This is a genomic window from Streptomyces sp. XD-27, from assembly GCF_030553055.1.
Lineage (GTDB): Bacteria > Actinomycetota > Actinomycetes > Streptomycetales > Streptomycetaceae > Streptomyces.
In genome coordinates this window covers 1,799,300-1,814,749 of the sequence record NZ_CP130713.1, presented here as the reverse complement: position 1 = coordinate 1,814,749, position 15,450 = coordinate 1,799,300, and the positions used below count along the sequence as shown (strand labels likewise).

At 73.4% G+C, this 15,450-nt stretch carries 17 protein-coding genes and 1 pseudogene; 12 read left to right on the top strand and 6 right to left on the bottom strand.

Going from position 1 to position 15,450, the window contains the following annotated elements; translation table 11 throughout:
• Window positions 1–44 precede the first annotated feature (44 nt).
• Complete coding sequence (locus Q3Y56_RS07725; RefSeq protein ID WP_304461206.1) at window positions 45–218, bottom strand: hypothetical protein; 174 nt, start codon at window positions 216–218, stop codon at window positions 45–47.
• A gap of 248 nt (window positions 219–466) precedes the next feature.
• Here Q3Y56_RS07725 and Q3Y56_RS07720 point away from each other — a divergent pair, with 248 nt between their 5' ends.
• The 4 genes from Q3Y56_RS07720 to Q3Y56_RS07705 all read left to right on the top strand — a co-directional run bounded on the left by Q3Y56_RS07720 (window position 467) and on the right by Q3Y56_RS07705 (window position 4,623).
• A complete protein-coding gene (locus Q3Y56_RS07720; protein WP_304461205.1) occupies window positions 467–1,756 on the top strand; it encodes an NYN domain-containing protein in 1,290 nt (429 codons plus the stop codon).
• 176 nt (window positions 1,757–1,932) lie between these two features.
• Window positions 1,933–2,913: an ABC transporter ATP-binding protein gene (locus tag Q3Y56_RS07715; RefSeq protein WP_304465508.1), complete on the top strand. Its 981-nt coding sequence runs from the start codon at window positions 1,933–1,935 to the stop codon at window positions 2,911–2,913.
• Window positions 2,914–3,079: 166 nt separating this feature from the next.
• On the top strand, window positions 3,080–3,892 hold the full coding sequence (locus Q3Y56_RS07710; protein WP_304465507.1) for an ABC transporter permease: 813 nt from the start codon (window positions 3,080–3,082) through the stop codon (window positions 3,890–3,892).
• Between the two features lie 59 nt (window positions 3,893–3,951).
• Window positions 3,952–4,623: a hypothetical protein gene (locus tag Q3Y56_RS07705; RefSeq protein WP_304461204.1), complete on the top strand. Its 672-nt coding sequence runs from the start codon at window positions 3,952–3,954 to the stop codon at window positions 4,621–4,623.
• A 48-nt stretch (window positions 4,624–4,671) separates the two neighbouring features.
• Here the strand turns inward: Q3Y56_RS07705 and ybaK are convergent, their stop codons facing one another.
• From ybaK to Q3Y56_RS07690, 3 genes are all read right to left on the bottom strand, one after another.
• Window positions 4,672–5,172: a Cys-tRNA(Pro) deacylase gene (gene ybaK, locus Q3Y56_RS07700; protein ID WP_304461203.1), complete on the bottom strand. Its 501-nt coding sequence runs from the start codon at window positions 5,170–5,172 to the stop codon at window positions 4,672–4,674.
• A gap of 42 nt (window positions 5,173–5,214) precedes the next feature.
• Window positions 5,215–5,955: an LON peptidase substrate-binding domain-containing protein gene (locus Q3Y56_RS07695; RefSeq protein WP_304461202.1), complete on the bottom strand. Its 741-nt coding sequence runs from the start codon at window positions 5,953–5,955 to the stop codon at window positions 5,215–5,217.
• Between the two features lie 145 nt (window positions 5,956–6,100).
• Window positions 6,101–7,705: an oxidoreductase gene (locus tag Q3Y56_RS07690; protein ID WP_304461201.1), complete on the bottom strand. Its 1,605-nt coding sequence runs from the start codon at window positions 7,703–7,705 to the stop codon at window positions 6,101–6,103.
• Window positions 7,706–7,862: 157 nt separating this feature from the next.
• Between Q3Y56_RS07690 and hisD the strand changes: the two are divergent.
• The 8 genes and pseudogenes from hisD (at window position 7,863) to hisF (ending at window position 13,685) form a co-directional block, all read left to right on the top strand.
• A pseudogene (gene hisD, locus Q3Y56_RS07685) lies at window positions 7,863–9,232 on the top strand (histidinol dehydrogenase).
• Complete coding sequence (locus Q3Y56_RS07680) at window positions 9,229–10,335, top strand: histidinol-phosphate transaminase (protein ID WP_304461200.1); 1,107 nt, start codon at window positions 9,229–9,231, stop codon at window positions 10,333–10,335. Before hisD ends, Q3Y56_RS07680 begins: the two are co-directional and overlap by 4 nt.
• On the top strand, window positions 10,332–10,925 hold the full coding sequence (gene hisB, locus Q3Y56_RS07675) for an imidazoleglycerol-phosphate dehydratase HisB (RefSeq protein ID WP_304461199.1): 594 nt from the start codon (window positions 10,332–10,334) through the stop codon (window positions 10,923–10,925). The genes Q3Y56_RS07680 and hisB overlap by 4 nt, the downstream gene beginning before the upstream one ends.
• A complete protein-coding gene (locus Q3Y56_RS07670) occupies window positions 10,922–11,086 on the top strand; it encodes a hypothetical protein (protein ID WP_304461198.1) in 165 nt (54 codons plus the stop codon). The genes hisB and Q3Y56_RS07670 overlap by 4 nt, the downstream gene beginning before the upstream one ends.
• Window positions 11,083–11,724 (top strand): imidazole glycerol phosphate synthase subunit HisH, encoded by a 642-nt coding sequence (gene hisH, locus Q3Y56_RS07665; RefSeq protein ID WP_304461197.1) that lies wholly within the window; start codon window positions 11,083–11,085, stop codon window positions 11,722–11,724. The genes Q3Y56_RS07670 and hisH overlap by 4 nt, the downstream gene beginning before the upstream one ends.
• Window positions 11,725–11,806: 82 nt before the next feature.
• Window positions 11,807–12,532: a bifunctional 1-(5-phosphoribosyl)-5-((5-phosphoribosylamino)methylideneamino)imidazole-4-carboxamide isomerase/phosphoribosylanthranilate isomerase PriA gene (gene priA, locus Q3Y56_RS07660; RefSeq protein WP_304461196.1), complete on the top strand. Its 726-nt coding sequence runs from the start codon at window positions 11,807–11,809 to the stop codon at window positions 12,530–12,532.
• Window positions 12,529–12,930, top strand: a complete 402-nt coding sequence (locus Q3Y56_RS07655) for a RidA family protein (protein WP_304461195.1) — start codon at window positions 12,529–12,531, stop codon at window positions 12,928–12,930. The genes priA and Q3Y56_RS07655 overlap by 4 nt, the downstream gene beginning before the upstream one ends.
• Window positions 12,927–13,685: an imidazole glycerol phosphate synthase subunit HisF gene (hisF, locus tag Q3Y56_RS07650; RefSeq protein ID WP_304461194.1), complete on the top strand. Its 759-nt coding sequence runs from the start codon at window positions 12,927–12,929 to the stop codon at window positions 13,683–13,685. The genes Q3Y56_RS07655 and hisF overlap by 4 nt, the downstream gene beginning before the upstream one ends.
• A 52-nt stretch (window positions 13,686–13,737) precedes the next feature.
• On the opposite strand, the gene Q3Y56_RS07645 is transcribed toward hisF, so the two are convergent.
• Both Q3Y56_RS07645 and Q3Y56_RS07640 read right to left on the bottom strand, forming a co-directional pair.
• On the bottom strand, window positions 13,738–14,370 hold the full coding sequence (locus Q3Y56_RS07645; RefSeq protein WP_304461193.1) for a TIGR03085 family metal-binding protein: 633 nt from the start codon (window positions 14,368–14,370) through the stop codon (window positions 13,738–13,740).
• A 109-nt stretch (window positions 14,371–14,479) separates the two neighbouring features.
• Complete coding sequence (locus tag Q3Y56_RS07640; RefSeq protein WP_304461192.1) at window positions 14,480–15,403, bottom strand: triacylglycerol lipase; 924 nt, start codon at window positions 15,401–15,403, stop codon at window positions 14,480–14,482.
• Window positions 15,404–15,450: the final 47 nt, after the last annotated feature.

Here is a 15,450-nt window from a genome sequence, read left to right as displayed (position 1 = left end):
GCGCCCGGGTCGGGCGCGCCCCTTCAAGCGTTCGGTGAGGCCGATCAGTTGTGGCCGAACTTCTTCTGCCGTCCCTTGCGGCCGCCCATGTCCATCGGCGACGGCAGCGACGGGTCCCGTGGCTCCGGCGCCGAGGCCCGGCCCTCCCGCTCCGCGCCCCGCTCGGCGGCACTGCGGGCGGTCCGCTCCTTGCGTTCGCGGTTCTTGTTCTTGGCCATGGCTGTTCTGCCTCCCGTTGAGGTCGGTTCCCCGGAAGACACAGTGACACGACAGAACGTAACGTGCATTTCGGGCAATTACCGTGAGTGAGAGGCTCGCATGACGGGTAGGCCGTATCCGCCACGCCGTTGATCCAGTTCGGACAGGTAACTCCCCTGCGGTCGGGCAGACTCGAAGCGAAGCCGAAAGCACCGGGTCCGCGGTGCCGGGGGGAGCGCACGTCCGGACGTCAGGGAAGAGGTGGAACGTGGACCGCTGCGTCGTCCTGGTGGACGCCGGTTATCTGCTGGGCGCCGCCGCGAGCCTGCTCGCCGGAGAACCCGCCCGGTCCCGCATCTCCGTCGAGCACGCGACCCTCATCCAAGGGCTGCGGGAGCGCGCCGAAGCGGAGACCGAACGCCCGCTGCTGCGGATCTACTGGTTCGACGGCGCGCCCGACCGGGTGCCCCAGCCCGAACACCGGCGGCTGCGCGTCATGCCGCGGGTCACCGTCCGGCTGGGCGCCCTGACCCGAAGCGACGGACGCTGGGCGCAGAAGGGCGTGGACGCCGCCATGCACGCGGAACTCACCGAACTGGCCCGCAACCGCGCCTGCTCCGACATCGTGCTCGTCACCGGCGACGGCGACCTGCTGCCCGGCCTGATGGACGCCAAGGAGCACGGCGTCGCCATCCATCTGTGGGCCGTCCAGGCCGCCGACGGCGACTTCAACCAGTCGGAGGACCTCGTCGCCGAGGCCGACGAGCGCCGTGTGCTGGACCGCGCCTGGATCACCTGCGCGGTGCGCGCCAAGGAGTACCCCGCGCCCTGCGCCTCCGCGCCCGGCACCCGGCCCGAGATCGCCGCGATCCTCGCCGCCCCGCTGCCGGAGACGGCCGCCGCCGCGGTGCCCGGGGACCAGGGCCCCGCCCACAACGGCACCGTCCGCCCCGTCGACCCCCCGCGCACGGCGGAACCCGGGACCGCCGCCCCCGAGCGCACCGGCGACGGGGGCGACGCCGCCGACGCCTCCGACGCGGCCGCGGCGGCCGCGGCCCGCGGCGTACCGACGCCCAAGGACCTGGCCGGACTGGGCCGCGGCCCCGCCGGGCAGTCCGGACCGCACCCCGCCCCCACCGCCACGCTGCGCTGGTCCTCCGACCGAGGATGGGTGGACCGCGGCGCCGGCGCGGGCGAGCCGCCCGAGACCGCCGCGCTGCCCATGCTCGCCCAGCTCACCACGGCCGAGCAGCGCTGGGCCGACCGCGAGGAGGACATCACCGCGGTCAGCGGCGACCCCTTCGAGGTCGGCCAGGTCTTCGCCCGGCGCTGGACCGAGCGGCTCTCCGACGCCGGCCCGCTGCACCAGCTGTCGACGGAGTACCCGCGCATCCCGCACCGCATCGACGGCGAGCTGCTGCGGTACGCCGCCCGCTTCGGCCTGCTCGCGCACAAGGACGACCAGATCGACGAGCACGACCGGTACGCGATCCGGGCGGGGTTCTGGCGCGAGATCGACGGCCGCACGGCCACGGAGCGGGCTCCCGCGGGGGAGTAGGGGCGCCGCCGACGGCTCGCAGCCCGGCCCGTCGGCCGCGGGAGCCAGGGGGTGGCGCCGGGAGGAGGCGCGGCGGGTGCGCCGAACCCGTGCCCCGAGGCCGAGCGGCGGCGTAAGGGCGCGTACCCTCATAGCTCGTGAGGACGGGCGCGAAACAGGCGACAGGTGACGGCGCGGTGTGCAACGTGCGCGGCCTGGTCAAGACCTATCCGGCCGCCCGGTCCCGGCGCGGCGTCCCGGCCGCGCCCGCCGTGCGGGCCAGCGACGGCATCGACCTCACCGTGGGCCGCGGCGAGATCTTCGGGCTGCTCGGCCCCAACGGCGCCGGCAAGACCACCCTCGTACGGCAGCTCACCGGCCTGCTCCGGCCCGACGAGGGCAGCGTCGAGGTCCTCGGCCACGACCTGGTCCGCCACCCCGAGCGCGCCGCCCGCCTCGTGGGCTACCTCGGCCAGGAGTCCACCGCCCTCGACGAGCTGACCGTCGCGCTCGCCGCCGAGACCACCGCCCGGCTGCGCGGCCTCGACAGCCGCGCCGCCCGCGCCGAGCGCGACGCCGTGCTGGACGAGCTGGGGCTGACCGAACTCGCGGGCCGCCCGCTCAAGCGGCTGTCCGGCGGGCAGCGGCGGCTGGCCTGCGTGGCCGCGGCCCTGGTCGGAGAGCGGCCGCTGCTGGTGCTGGACGAGCCGACCGCCGGCATGGACCCGGTCGCGCGCCGCGCCGTGTGGTCCGCCGTCGACCGGCGGCGCGCCGAGCGGGGCACCACGGTGCTGCTCGTCACCCACAACGTCATCGAGGCCGAGACCGTCCTGGACCGGGTCGCGGTCCTGGAACGCGGCAAGGTCATCGCCTGCGACACACCGGCCGGGCTCAAGGCGCTGGTCGCCGACGAGGTACGGGTCGAACTGGTCTGGCGCGACCAGCCGCCGCTGCACGTGCCCGAGGTCGCCGCCCTCTCCGGCAGCGCGCGGGCCGCCGGGCGGCGCTGGCTGCTGCGGCTCGCCCCGGAGGAGGCGCGCGCCGCCGTCGCCGCCGTGACCGGCGGCCCGGCCTTCGCCGCCCTGGACGATTTCACCCTCACCACGCCCAGCCTGGAAGATGTCTACCTGGCACTGGGCGGCCGCACGGAAGGGACGGAGGGGCTGGTGAAGGCGTGAGCCGCCACCGGACGACCCGCTCCCCGGACGATCCGACGGCAACGCCTCGCCGGGCGCCCCGTCGGCGTCGTACCGGCGCGGCGGCCGCAGTGGCCGCGACCTCCCCCGAACGCCGTCCGGGGGGAGCCCCATCGAAGAGGAGCCGCGCAACGTGACTGCCGTGTCTCTGGAGGCCGCCGCGCCGCGCGGCGACACCCGGACCAGGTCCGAGGACGCCGCCGCGCCCGCCCCGCTCGCGGCCCGCGCGCGGCTGCTGCCCGCCCTCGGCGCCGTCTACCGGGCACAGCTGTCCCGGGCCCGGGTGGCCCGGATCCCGTTGCTGTTCGTGGCCACCTTCCAGTCCATCGGGATCATGGTCCTGATGCGGGGCGTGGTGGACGGCGGCAGCGAGGCACGGGCCGTGGTCGCCGGGTCCAGCGTGCTGGTCGTGGCGTTCGTGGCACTGAACCTCCTGGCGCAGTACTTCGGCCAGCTGCGGGCCAGCGGCGGTCTCGACCACTACGCGACGCTGCCGGTGCCCCCCGCCGCCGTGGTGCTCGGCGCCGCCGCCGCGTACGCCTCCTTCACCGTGCCCGGCACGATCGCCACCGCTGTGACCGGCAGCGTGCTCTTCGGGCTCCCGCTGGGGCACCTGTGGGTCCTGGCGGCGGTGATCCCGCTCTCCGGGGCCGCGCTCGCCGGGCTCGGCGCCGCCCTCGGGCTCCTCGCCCCGCGCCAGGAGCTGGCGACCCTCTGCGGCCAGCTGGGCATGTCCGCCGCGCTGCTGCTCGGGGTGCTGCCCGCCGACCGGATGCCGCCCGCGGTGTCGTACGCCCGCGATCTGCTGCCGTCCACGTACGGTGTGGAGGCACTGGCCCGGTCCTTCGACGCCCAGCCCGACTGGCTCGTGGTCGGTGCCGATCTGGGAGTGTGCGCGGCGGTCGGGGTCGTCTCGCTGGCGGCCGCGACCTGGGCCTACCGCCGGGCGGCGGTGCGGTGACGCATCCCAGTGGCCCTCCTGCCGACCTGCCCGCGCCGCCCACCTGGCACGATGACGGGGTGACCGCACCGTTGACGCCGCACGACAAGCCCACGCCCGGACCGCAGCCGTCCGGCCCCGAGCCGTCCGGAGGCTCCGCCCACCCTGCCGAGCCGGCGGCCGGCACCGGGGACCGGAGCCGCAGCGCCGAGCTGCTGGAGGCCGTACTCGTGGCACTGGTCGTCACGGTCTCGGGAGTGCTGCTGGGCCTGCTGTGGCTGTGGCTGGCTCCGCGCGTCCCGGCCGTCTGGGACGGCCAGAGCCGCGTCTGGCTGAGGGACTCCGAGGCCGAGGACGCGATCGGCGCCGACGGCATCTTCATCCTGCTCGCGCTCGGCATGGGCGTGCTGTCCGCGATCGCCGTCTTCCTGTTCCGGCGGCGCGGCGGCGTGCCGCTGGTGCTCGGCCTCGCGGTGGGCGGTCTGCTCGGCTCGTTGCTCGCCTGGCGGCTGGGGGTGTTCCTCGGCCCCGAGACCGACGTGGAGAAGCACGCCCGCGAGGTCGGCGCGGGGGTCACGTTCGACAAGCCGCTGGCGCTGGGCGCCAAGGGCGCGCTGCTGGCCTGGTCGGTGGCCGCGATGGCCGCGCATCTGGCGCTCACCGGTCTGTTCGGCCCGCGGGACCCGGAGCCGGAGGCAGCGGAGTCCAGCCCGTCCGGAGGGACCTCCCGGACGGAGCCCGGGGCAGACTGAGGACCGGGGTCTGGGACGGAGTCCCAGGAAAAAGGGGGAGTGGCCGGGTCAGAAGCGCGCGATCGGCGCGACCACCGCGCCGGTGAGCGCCGCGAGATCCGCCGGGGCCAGCTCGACCTCCAGACCTCGGCGCCCCGCCGAGACGCACACCGTCGGATGGCCGGACGCGGACGCGTCCAGCGCGGTGGGCAGCCGCTTGCGCTGGCCGAGCGGGGAGATTCCGCCCCGTACGTAGCCGGTGGTGCGCTCGGCCGCGGCCGGGTCCGCCATCACCGCGCGCTTGCCGCCCACCGCCGCCGCCAGCGCCTTCAGGTCCAGCTGGGCCGACACCGGCACGATGGCGACCGTCAGCGCGTCGTCCACCGAGGCGACCAGGGTCTTGAAGACCCGCGCCGGATCGACGCCCAGCGCCTCGGCGGCCTCCGTCCCGTACGACGGCGCCGCCGGATCGTGCTCGTAGGCGTGCACGGTGAAGGCGGTACCGGCGGCGGTGAGGGCCACCGTCGCGGGGGTGCCGCCCCCGGACTGCTTCTTGGACTTCCTGGCCATGGCGCCGTCCGGTGTCAGTCGGTGTCGGTCGGTGTCGGTCGGTCAGTTGGGGCTCGTCGGGTGCTGCGTGTGCTCGGTGAGCGGCAGCGACGGGAGCTTACCGATCACCGCGGTCTCCGTGCGCAGCAGTTTCAGCTCGTCCGCCAGCCGGGAGGCGGTGTCCGGTGCCTGGAGCAGCCGCTGCTTCGTGGGGTTGTCCAGCATGGCGGCCGCCGCCACCAGATAGGACAGCACCGACGGCTCACCCGGCAGTTCCTGCTCGGCGGTCAGGGTCCGCTCCCGGGCCCCGGCCAGCCGCTTCTGGTACGTGCGGAAGGCCCGCAGTACGCCCGCCGCCAGGGCTCCGGCGCCGTCGCCCTCCTCCTCCGGCAACTCCTCGACCTCGGCGGTCAGGTAGGGGCCGGAGGAATCCACGGACAGCAGCCGGAAGCGGGTCGTGCCGGTGGCCAGCACCTCGAACGTGCCGTCCTCGCGCGGGCGGATCGTCGCCGCGTCCGCCACGCACCCCACGTCGTGGAAGGCGCGCATCGGGTCGGCGCCGAAGCCCGCGGTCGGACCCTGCTCCGGCATCGTGGTGGGGTCCGGCAGGCCGGGCGCGGTCCGCGCGACCTCGCGTCCGTCCCGGATGGCGATCACACCGAAGCGGCGCGGCGTGTCCTCGGGCAGCGCCGACAGATCGCGCATCAGGGCGCGGTACCGCGCCTCGAAGACGTTCAGCGGCAGCACCAGGCCCGGGAACAGCACGGTGTTCAGTGGGAAGAGCGGCAGACGGGGGGAGGTCACGGCCGCTCATCGTAGTGCCCATTCCGCCGACCGGGGGTCCTGACCGGCATGTGAACCCCGCAGGCCCGGCCAGCGCGGCCCCCGCTGCGGGCGCCGGACCGGTCGGCCTCCCGCCGCGGGCGCCGGGCCCGCCAAGGCCTCGCCGCTACTGGCGGCGCAGCAGTCGTGACGCGCCCGCCGCCACCGTCGTGGCCAGGATCCAGCCGAGCATGATCAGGATCGCCGCCGCCCACTGGGCCACGCCGTCCGGCCGCCAGTGGCTGTCCTGGCCGAGGTCGATGACCGGCACCAGCAGATCCAGCGTGTAGAGGAACGCGTTCCAGTGCGGCGCCTCGCCGGGCTTCAGCGCCTGGGGCGGCCGCTGGGTGAAGAAGACCGTGCCGACCGCCCACAGCACCGCCATCCACACCGCGGCACGCCCCGGCCGGTACCCGTACGCCACCGTCCAGTCCTGGAGATACCCCCACGTCTTGGCGCCGACCGGCAGCGTCTCGCGCCGCCGCCGCTGCTTGGCGAGCAGCACCTCGCGGGCGTCCGCGTCCTCCCCGCTGGTGCGCAGGGCGGTCGCCAGCATCTCGTAGGGATCGGGGGAGTACTCCGGCGTCGCCGCGGCCACCCACTCCAGCCGCCGCGACAGCGGGAAGTGGCCGCGCGGGATGAGGTGCTCGTAGGCGAACCCCGCCATCGCCAGACCCCCCGGGCCCGGCCAGCTCACCGACTTGTCGACCAGGTTGACCACCTTGGCGCCGGACAGGATCACCCGGCCCTTCTCCGGACGCTCCCCGAGGAAGCGCAGCTCGGGCGTCTGGACCCGGCGCAGCGACACCTCCTGGTCGTTCTCCAGGATGAAACGGGCCTGCTCGAAGTCGATGGCGTCGCCGAACCGCCCGTCGTCCAGCCGCACCCCGCCCTCGCACTCGAAGCGCTGGATGCGGGTGCCACGGGTGGGCGTGCTGGAGGAGATGCCGTACGGCGGGGTCGTGCCGTTGGAGAACGGCGAGCCGCTGACCCCGGCGGCCGTCAGATACAGGGTGCGCTCCACCGTCAGCTGCGGGGCGTTCAGCGCCCGCCCTCCGTAGGGATTGCGCAGCCGGCTGCCGCGCAGGCTCAAGGAGACGCCGATCTGCGCACCGCGCATGCTCACCTCGCCGTACGACTCGATCATCTCGGCCTGGAAGTCCTGGGCGACGGTCAGCCCGTCGGCGGTGATGGACCGGCCGCGCCGGTCCCGGCGCACCACCAGCTGGTTGAGCAGTAAGTCCGTGCCGATGTGGGCGTCGGTGAGCCGGATGCCGTTCTCCACCACGCAGCGCGGCAGATGCAGATCGCCCTCGGTGTGCACCCGGGCCGCCTCGATGCGGGGCACCGCGCAGCCCACCAGCCGCAGCGTGGAGAAGCGCGCCTCGGGCAGCAGCAGCTCCTGCTCGAACCGGCAGTTGCGCATCTCCACATACGGGTCTATCGCGCCGCCCGCGAGATCCAGCGTGCCGGTGATGTGCACCCCGTTGAGCTTGAGCGCGGCCACCCGGCCGGGCTGCGGCGGCGGGCCGTCGAGCAGCAGCAGGGCGACGACGCGGGCGCGCACACTGCGCTCCGGACCCCATGCGTGCGGGCCCGCCGGATCGTTCCGCTGCGGGTGCGGGGTACGCAGATCGAGGGTGCTGCCGTTGCGGAACGCCTGCCACATCCCCCATTCGGGGGTCGTCAGATCGAGTCCTTCGGGCGGATCACCGTCGTGCGGCTCGGTCACAGCCGTGTCCCCTCCCGTCCTCCGTACGCCCCGCACGGATCCCCATTCCCGCTGAGTAACCGGTTGAACGCCAGCGGTCAGGATCAACTTAAGGGGTGCGTATCACTGAGTGATACGGGGGACCGGGCTCCGGAACCGGTCTGAGACAATTGACCGCGTGATCTCCCGAATCGATCTGCGCGGCGCTGCCCGTCCCGAGGGTTCTCCCGACGGCGGCATCGATCGCGACCTGCTGCCCCGTGCCGAGCTCGACGTCGAGGCCGCCCTGGAGAAGGTGCGGCCGATCTGCGACGACGTGCATCATCGCGGCACCGCGGCACTGATCGACTACGCGGAGCGCTTCGACGGCGTGAAGATCGACCGGGTACGGGTGCCCGCCGAGGCGCTCCAGCGCGCCCTGGAGGAGCTGGACCCGGCCGTCCGCGCCGCCCTGGAGGAGTCCATCCGCCGGGCCCGCACCGTCCACCGCGAGCAGCGCCGCACCGACACCACGGTCACCGTCGTGCCCGGCGGCACGGTCACCGAGCGCTGGGTCCCGGTGGAGCGCGTCGGTCTGTACGTGCCGGGCGGCAACGCCGTCTACCCGTCCTCCGTCGTGATGAACGTGGTGCCCGCCCAGGAGGCGGGCGTCGACTCGCTGGCGGTCTCCTCGCCGCCGCAGAAGACTGTGTCTTCGGGGGGCGACCCCCGGACCCCGAATGGGCCGCCGGACTGCCGCACCCCACCATCCTCGCCGCCTGCGCCCTGCTGGGCGTGGACGAGGTGTACGCGGCCGGCGGCGCCCAGGCCATCGCCATGTTCGCGTACGGCACCGACGAGTGCCGCCCCGTCCAACTGGTCACCGGGCCGGGCAACATCTGGGTCGCCGCCGCCAAGCGGCTGCTCAAGGGCCGGATCGGCATCGACGCCGAGGCCGGCCCGACCGAGATCGCGATCCTCGCGGACGACACCGCCGACGCGGCCCATGTCGCCGCCGACCTGATCAGCCAGGCCGAGCACGACACCCTCGCCGCCGCCGTCCTCGTCACGCCCTCCGTGGCGCTCGCCGAGGCCGTCGAAGCCGAGCTCAAGACCCAGGTCGCGGTCACCAGGCACCGCGAGCGGATCACCGAGGCGCTGGCCGGGCGGCAGTCCGGCATCGTCCTGGTCGACGACCTCGACCAGGGCCTGGCCGTCGTCGACGCCTACGCCGCCGAGCACCTGGAGATCCAGACCGAGAACGCCGCCCAGGTCGCCGCCCGGGTACGCAACGCGGGCGCGGTCTTCGTCGGCCCGTACGCCCCGGTGTCGCTCGGCGACTACTGCGCCGGCTCCAACCACGTCCTGCCGACCGGCGGCTGCGCCTGCCACTCCTCCGGCCTGTCGGTCCAGTCCTTCCTGCGCGGCATCCACGTCGTGGACTACAGCCGCGACGCCCTGGCCGAGGTCACCCACCACGTGGTGACGCTGGCCGAGGCCGAGGACCTGCCCGCCCACGGGGCGGCCCTCACCGCGAGGTTCGACGGGAAGGTTCCGCACAGCCAGTGACCCGTATCGACGATCTCCCCATCAGGGACGAGCTGCGCGGCAAGTCCCCGTACGGCGCCCCCCAGCTCGACGTGCCCGTACGCCTGAACACCAACGAGAACCCCTACCCGCTGCCCGAGCCGCTGGTCGCCCGGATCGCGGAGCGGGTCGCCGAGGCGGCCCGGCACCTCAACCGCTACCCGGACCGGGACGCGGTCGAGCTCCGCACCGAGCTGGCGAAGTACCTCAGCCGCACCGCCGGGCACCAGGTCGGCATGGCCAACGTGTGGGCGGCCAACGGCTCCAACGAAGTCATCCAGCAACTGCTGCAGACCTTCGCCGGGCCCGGCCGCACCGCGATCGGCTTCGAGCCCTCGTACTCGATGCACGCGCTGATCTCGCGCGGCACCGGAACCGGCTGGATCTCCGGGCCGCGCACCGAGGACTTCCGGATCGACGTGGACGCGGCGTGCGCGGCCATCACCGAACACCGCCCCGACGTCGTCTTCATCACCTCGCCGAACAACCCCACCGGCACCGCCGTCGAGGCGGACACCGTGCTGGCGCTGTACGAGGCGGCGCAGGCGGCCAAGCCGTCGATGGTGGTGGTGGACGAGGCGTACGGCGAGTTCAGCCACCGGCCGTCGCTGCTGCCGCTGCTCGCGGGCCGGCCGCACCTGGTCGTCTCGCGCACCATGTCCAAGGCGTTCGGCGCGGCCGGGCTGCGGCTGGGCTACCTGGCCGCCGACCCCGCGGTCGTCGACGCCGTCCAGCTGGTGCGGCTGCCGTACCACCTGTCCGCCGTCACCCAGGCCACCGCGCTCGCCGCGCTGGAGCACACCGACACGCTGCTCGGCTACGTCGAACAGCTCAAGGCCGAGCGCGACCGGCTGGTCACCGAGCTGCGCGCGATCGGCTGCGAGGTCACCGACTCCGACGCCAACTTCGTGCAGTTCGGGCGCTTCCCCGACGCCCACGCCGCCTGGCGGCGGATCCTCGACCACGGCGTCCTGGTCCGTGACAACGGCGTACCGGGCCGGCTGCGGGTGACCGCCGGGACCCCCGCCGAGAACGACGCGTTCCTCCATGCGGTACGCGCGGTTGTGAAGGAGATGAGCGTATGACCCGCGTGGGCCGCGTGGAGCGCACCACCAAGGAGACGTCCGTCCTGGTCGAGATCGACCTCGACGGCTCCGGCCAGGTCGACGTGTCGACCGGGGTCGGCTTCTACGACCACATGCTCGACCAGCTCGGCCGCCACGGTCTGTTCGACCTCACCGTCAAGACCGACGGCGACCTGCACATCGACACCCACCACACCATCGAGGACACCGCCCTCGCGCTCGGCGCCGCCTTCAAGCAGGCCCTCGGAGACAAGGTCGGGATTTATCGTTTCGGCAACTGCACCGTGCCGCTGGACGAGTCCCTCGCCCAGGTGACGGTCGACCTCTCGGGCCGCCCGTACCTGGTGCACACCGAGCCCGAGAACATGGCGCCGATGATCGGCACCTACGACACCACCATGACCCGGCACATACTGGAGTCGTTCGTCGCCCAGGCGCAGATCGCGCTGCACGTGCACGTTCCGTACGGGCGCAACGCCCACCACATCGTCGAGTGCCAGTTCAAGGCCCTCGCCCGCGCACTGCGCTACGCCAGCGAACGCGACCCGCGTGCGGCCGGCATCATCCCGTCCACGAAGGGTGCCCTATGAGCGGCATGGCGACCGCCTTCATCGTCCTCGGCCTGTTCCTGCTCGGCGGCGTGATCTCCTTCGCCAAGCAGGGCATGTCCAAGAGCCTCATCACGCTCCTGAGCATCGGCGCCGGCATGTCCCTGATCGCCGGGATCATGCGGCTGGAGGTGTGGAGTTGAGCGCGCGCAAGAAGGTCGTGGTCTTCGACTACGGCTTCGGCAACGTCCGCTCCGCCGAGCGGGCCCTGGCCCACGTCGGCGCGGACGTGGAGATCACCCGCGACTACGACACGGCCATGACCGCCGACGGGCTGCTGGTGCCCGGCGTCGGGGCCTTCGCTGCCTGCATGCGCGGCCTGCGCGAGGCCCGCGGCGACTGGCTGGTCGGCCGCCGGCTGGCCGGCGGCCGACCTGTGATGGGCATCTGCGTCGGCATGCAGATCCTCTTCGCCCGCGGCATCGAGCACGGCGAGGAGGCCGAGGGCCTGGACGAGTGGCCGGGCACCGTCGAGCCGCTGCGTGCGCCCGTCGTCCCGCACATGGGCTGGAACACCGTCACGGCGCCCGAGGACTCGCAGCTCTTCGCGGGCGCGGATGCCGAGGACCGCTACTACTTCGTGCACTCCTACGCGGTACGTGCATGGGAGCTGGAGACCGCCAACCCGGCCCTCCGGCCTCCGAAGGTCACCTGGGCCACGCACGGCGAGCCGTTCGTGGCGGCCGTCGAGAACGGCCCGCTGTGGGCCACCCAGTTCCACCCCGAGAAGTCCGGCGACGCCGGCGCCCGGCTGCTGAGCAACTGGCTCGGCACCCTGTAGCCGCGCGGGGCCGCGCCCGGCGGCCCCGTACGGCAGGTGCTCCTCCCTCTTCCGCCCCAGACCTCCACTAGGACCGCCCGAGATGAGCAAGCTCGAACTCCTCCCCGCCGTCGACGTCCGCGACGGCCAGGCCGTCCGCCTGGTGCACGGCGAGTCCGGCACCGAGACCTCCTACGGTTCGCCGCTGGAGGCCGCCCTGGCCTGGCAGCGCGCGGGCGCCGAGTGGCTGCATCTGGTCGACCTCGACGCGGCGTTCGGCACCGGCGACAACCGCGACCTGATCGCCGAGGTCGCCCGGGCCATGGACATCAAGGTCGAACTCTCCGGCGGCATCCGCGACGACGACTCCCTCGCCGCCGCGCTCGCCACCGGCTGCACCCGCGTGAACCTGGGTACCGCCGCCCTGGAGACCCCCGAGTGGGTGGCCAAGGTCATCGCGAGCCACGGCGACAAGATCGCGGTGGGCCTCGACGTCCGCGGCACCACGCTGCGCGGCCGCGGCTGGACCCGCGACGGCGGCGACCTGTACGAGACCCTGGCCCGGCTCGACTCCGAGGGCTGCGCCCGCTACGTCGTCACCGACATCGCCAAGGACGGCACCCTCCAGGGCCCCAACCTCCAGCTGCTGCGGGACGTCTGCGCGGTGACCGACAAGCCGGTGGTCGCCTCCGGCGGCGTTTCGTCGCTTGAGGACCTGCGGGCGCTTGCGACTCTGGTGCCGGAGGGTGTCGAAGGTGCCATCGTGGGCAAGGCCCTCTACGCGAAGGCGTTCACCCTCGAAGAGGCCTTGGAGGCTGTGTCCCGATGACCGAAGCCGTGCGGCGTGTGCAGACCGACAGCCCCTGGGACGAGACGATCGGCTCCGCGCGCGCCGTCGCGGCGGGCGACCGGGTCCTGGTCGCGGGCACCATGCCGTTCGTCGGCACGGTGCTCCAGGGCGAGGGGGACCCGTACGAGCAGGCGCTGGCGGCCTTCGGGAGCGCGCTGGAGGCGCTCAAGGAGTTCGGCCTCGGCGCCGAGGCCGTCATCCGTACCCGTATGTACCTCACCCATCTGCGCGATGTCGACGCGGTGGGCCGCGCCCACAAGGAGCTGTTCGGCGCCGTGCGTCCGGCCGCGACCATGGTCGTGGTCTCCCGGTTCGTCGACTCCCGCGTGCTGGTGGAAGTCGAAGTAGAAGCATTCAGAGGAGCAGACACCTCATGACCCTGGCGGTCCGAGTCATCCCCTGCCTGGACGTGGACAACGGCCGGGTCGTCAAGGGCGTCAACTTCCAGAACCTGCGGGACGCCGGCGACCCCGTCGAGATGGCCAGGATCTACGGCGCGGAGGGCGCCGACGAACTGACCTTCCTCGACATCACCGCCTCCTCCGGCAACCGCGAGACCACCTACGACGTGGTGCGGCGCACCGCCGAGCAGGTCTTCATCCCGCTCACCGTCGGCGGCGGCGTGCGCACCGCCGAGGACGTCGACAAGCTGCTGCGCGCCGGTGCCGACAAGGTCGGCGTCAACACCGCCGCCATCGCCCGCCCGGACCTGATCCGGGAGATCGCCGAGCGCTTCGGCCGCCAGGTCCTGGTCCTGTCGGTGGACGCCCGGCGCACGGCGGACGGTTGGTTCGAGGTCACCACGCACGGCGGCCGCCGGGGCACCGGGATGGACGCGGTCGAGTGGGCCCATCGCGCGGCCGAGCTGGGCGCCGGCGAGATCCTGCTGAACTCGATGGACGCCGACGGCACCAAGGACGGCTACGACACCGAGATGATCGCGGCTGTACGGAAGCACGTCACGGTGCCCGTGATCGCCAGCGGCGGGGCGGGCCGGCTGGACCACTTCCCGCCGGCCATCGCGGCGGGCGCGGACGCGGTCCTGGCCGCGTCGGTCTTCCACTTCGGCGACCTGCGGATCGGCGAGGTGAAGGAGACCCTGCGCCAGGCGGGCCACCCGGTGCGGCTCTGACGGGTCGGGGCCTTTGACGGCGGGCAGTCGGGGCGAAGCCCGGGGGAGGGCCCTAGATCCCCAGCTTCGCCCCGTGCAGCCGGGCCACGGCCTCCTTGTCCCCGTCCAGCTCGACCCTCGCCGCGTCCTGGCGGCCGTACAGGAAGACCACCAGCTCGCCGGGCTCGCCGGTGACGGTGACGACCGGGGTGCCCCGGTGGGCGACGGCGGTCCGGCCGTCCGGGCGGCGCAGGACCAGGCCGACCGGGGACCTGCGGCCGAAGACGCGGGCCAGGCGTTCGACGCGGGTCCACAGGGCGTCGGCCAGGACGGGGTCGACGGGGCGGGGCGTCCAGTCGGGCTGGGCGCGGCGGACGTCCTCGCCGTGGACGTAGAACTCCAGCGTGTTCGCCGCCTCGTCGACCGGCTTGAGGGCGAACGGCGACATCCGCGGCGGGCCGGTGCGGATGAGCTGGATCAGCTCCTCGTACGGCTTCGCGGCGAACTCGGCCTGCACCCGCTCCAGGCGCGCCTCCAACTGCTTGATCACCAGGCCCGCGGCCGCGTCGGGTCGGCGGTCGCGGACCACGAGGTGGGCGGCCAGGTCGCGGGTGGTCCAGCCGTCGCACAGGGTCGGGGCCTGGGGACCCGAGCTCTCCAAGAGGTCGGCCAGGAGGAGACGTTCGCGCTTGGCGTGAGTCGACATGACGTCAGCGTACGACCGTACGGAGCCGCCCTGCCACGGCGCCGCGCGGACGGCGGACGGGCCCCCTCCCATGGCGGAGCGGGCCCGGTGCCGGTCGCGGTGGTGCGGGTCAGACGGCTGGTCCGTAGTCGGTGCAGGTGGGCTTGAAGGCCGGGTCGTCCGGACCCAGGGCGTTGAGGACGTTCTGCATCACGGGGCTGTCGAGGAAGACTCCGACGTGGCCGGCCGGGTCGCCGGGGCACTGGTCCTGGATCGTGATGTTGCGGACGTCGCCACCGCGCAGGAACCCGTTCGTATACGGCGTGACCACCAGGTCGCGGTTGGTCGCGATCACCCGGTAGCGGACGCCGGGCACGGTGTCGCCGTCGGCCCACAGCTCCTTCTGGAACGTGGAGTTCACCTCCATCTGGTGCAGCCCGGGCAGGCCGCTCCAGTCGAAGAGGTTGTTGACGAAGCCGAGGATGCCCATCGCCTCGCCGAGGTTGACCAGGCCGTCCAGCGTGGTGCCGTGGTTGATGGGCGCCACTCCGACGAGGGTGTCCACCTTCGCCGCGCCGCCCAGCCGCTTGAGGTAGTAGTGCGGCATCATGCCGCCCTGGGAATGGCCCACGATGTCGACCTTCTTCGCGCCGGTGGCGGCCAGCACCCGGTCGACGAACGCGCTCATGGTGCGGGCCGAGCCGGCTATGTCGTCCAGGCCGCCGACACGGCCGAGCGAGAGATGGTTCATTCCGTAGTTGAAGGCGAAGACGCAGTAGCCCTCGTTGGCCAGCATGGGGGCGAGCTTGACCCAGTTGGCGCCGGCGTTCGCGAAGGTGCCGTGGGCCAGCACCACCGGCTCCGGGTGCTCCGCACTGGGCTTGCAGTCCCAGTCGTTGGCCCCGGCCACGGAGTCCGGGCTGAAGAGGTAGTTGTGGACGGCGGTGCCGAGGCCACCGACCGGATGCCGCTCGTCGTCGGCCTGGGCGGGGGCGGCGCCGATGATCGCGGCGGCGGCGAGGGACAGGGCGATGCCGATGGAGGCGAGTCTCATGGAACACTCCGGCTTCCAGGAGCAAAAAGATGGGGGGAGTCGCCCGC

Coding starts and splice junctions, on each gene's coding strand:
- Q3Y56_RS07725 (WP_304461206.1), bottom strand. CDS start 218: ATGGCCAAGAACAAGAACCGCGAACGCAAGGAGCGGACCGCCCGCAGT.
- ybaK (WP_304461203.1), bottom strand. CDS start 5,172: ATGGCCAGGAAGTCCAAGAAGCAGTCCGGGGGCGGCACCCCCGCGACG.
- hisB (WP_304461199.1), top strand. CDS start 10,332: ATGACCCGCGTGGGCCGCGTGGAGCGCACCACCAAGGAGACGTCCGTC.
- Q3Y56_RS07670 (WP_304461198.1), top strand. CDS start 10,922: ATGAGCGGCATGGCGACCGCCTTCATCGTCCTCGGCCTGTTCCTGCTC.
- priA (WP_304461196.1), top strand. CDS start 11,807: ATGAGCAAGCTCGAACTCCTCCCCGCCGTCGACGTCCGCGACGGCCAG.
- Q3Y56_RS07655 (WP_304461195.1), top strand. CDS start 12,529: ATGACCGAAGCCGTGCGGCGTGTGCAGACCGACAGCCCCTGGGACGAG.
- hisF (WP_304461194.1), top strand. CDS start 12,927: ATGACCCTGGCGGTCCGAGTCATCCCCTGCCTGGACGTGGACAACGGC.
- Q3Y56_RS07645 (WP_304461193.1), bottom strand. CDS start 14,370: ATGTCGACTCACGCCAAGCGCGAACGTCTCCTCCTGGCCGACCTCTTG.
- Q3Y56_RS07640 (WP_304461192.1), bottom strand. CDS start 15,403: ATGAGACTCGCCTCCATCGGCATCGCCCTGTCCCTCGCCGCCGCCGCG.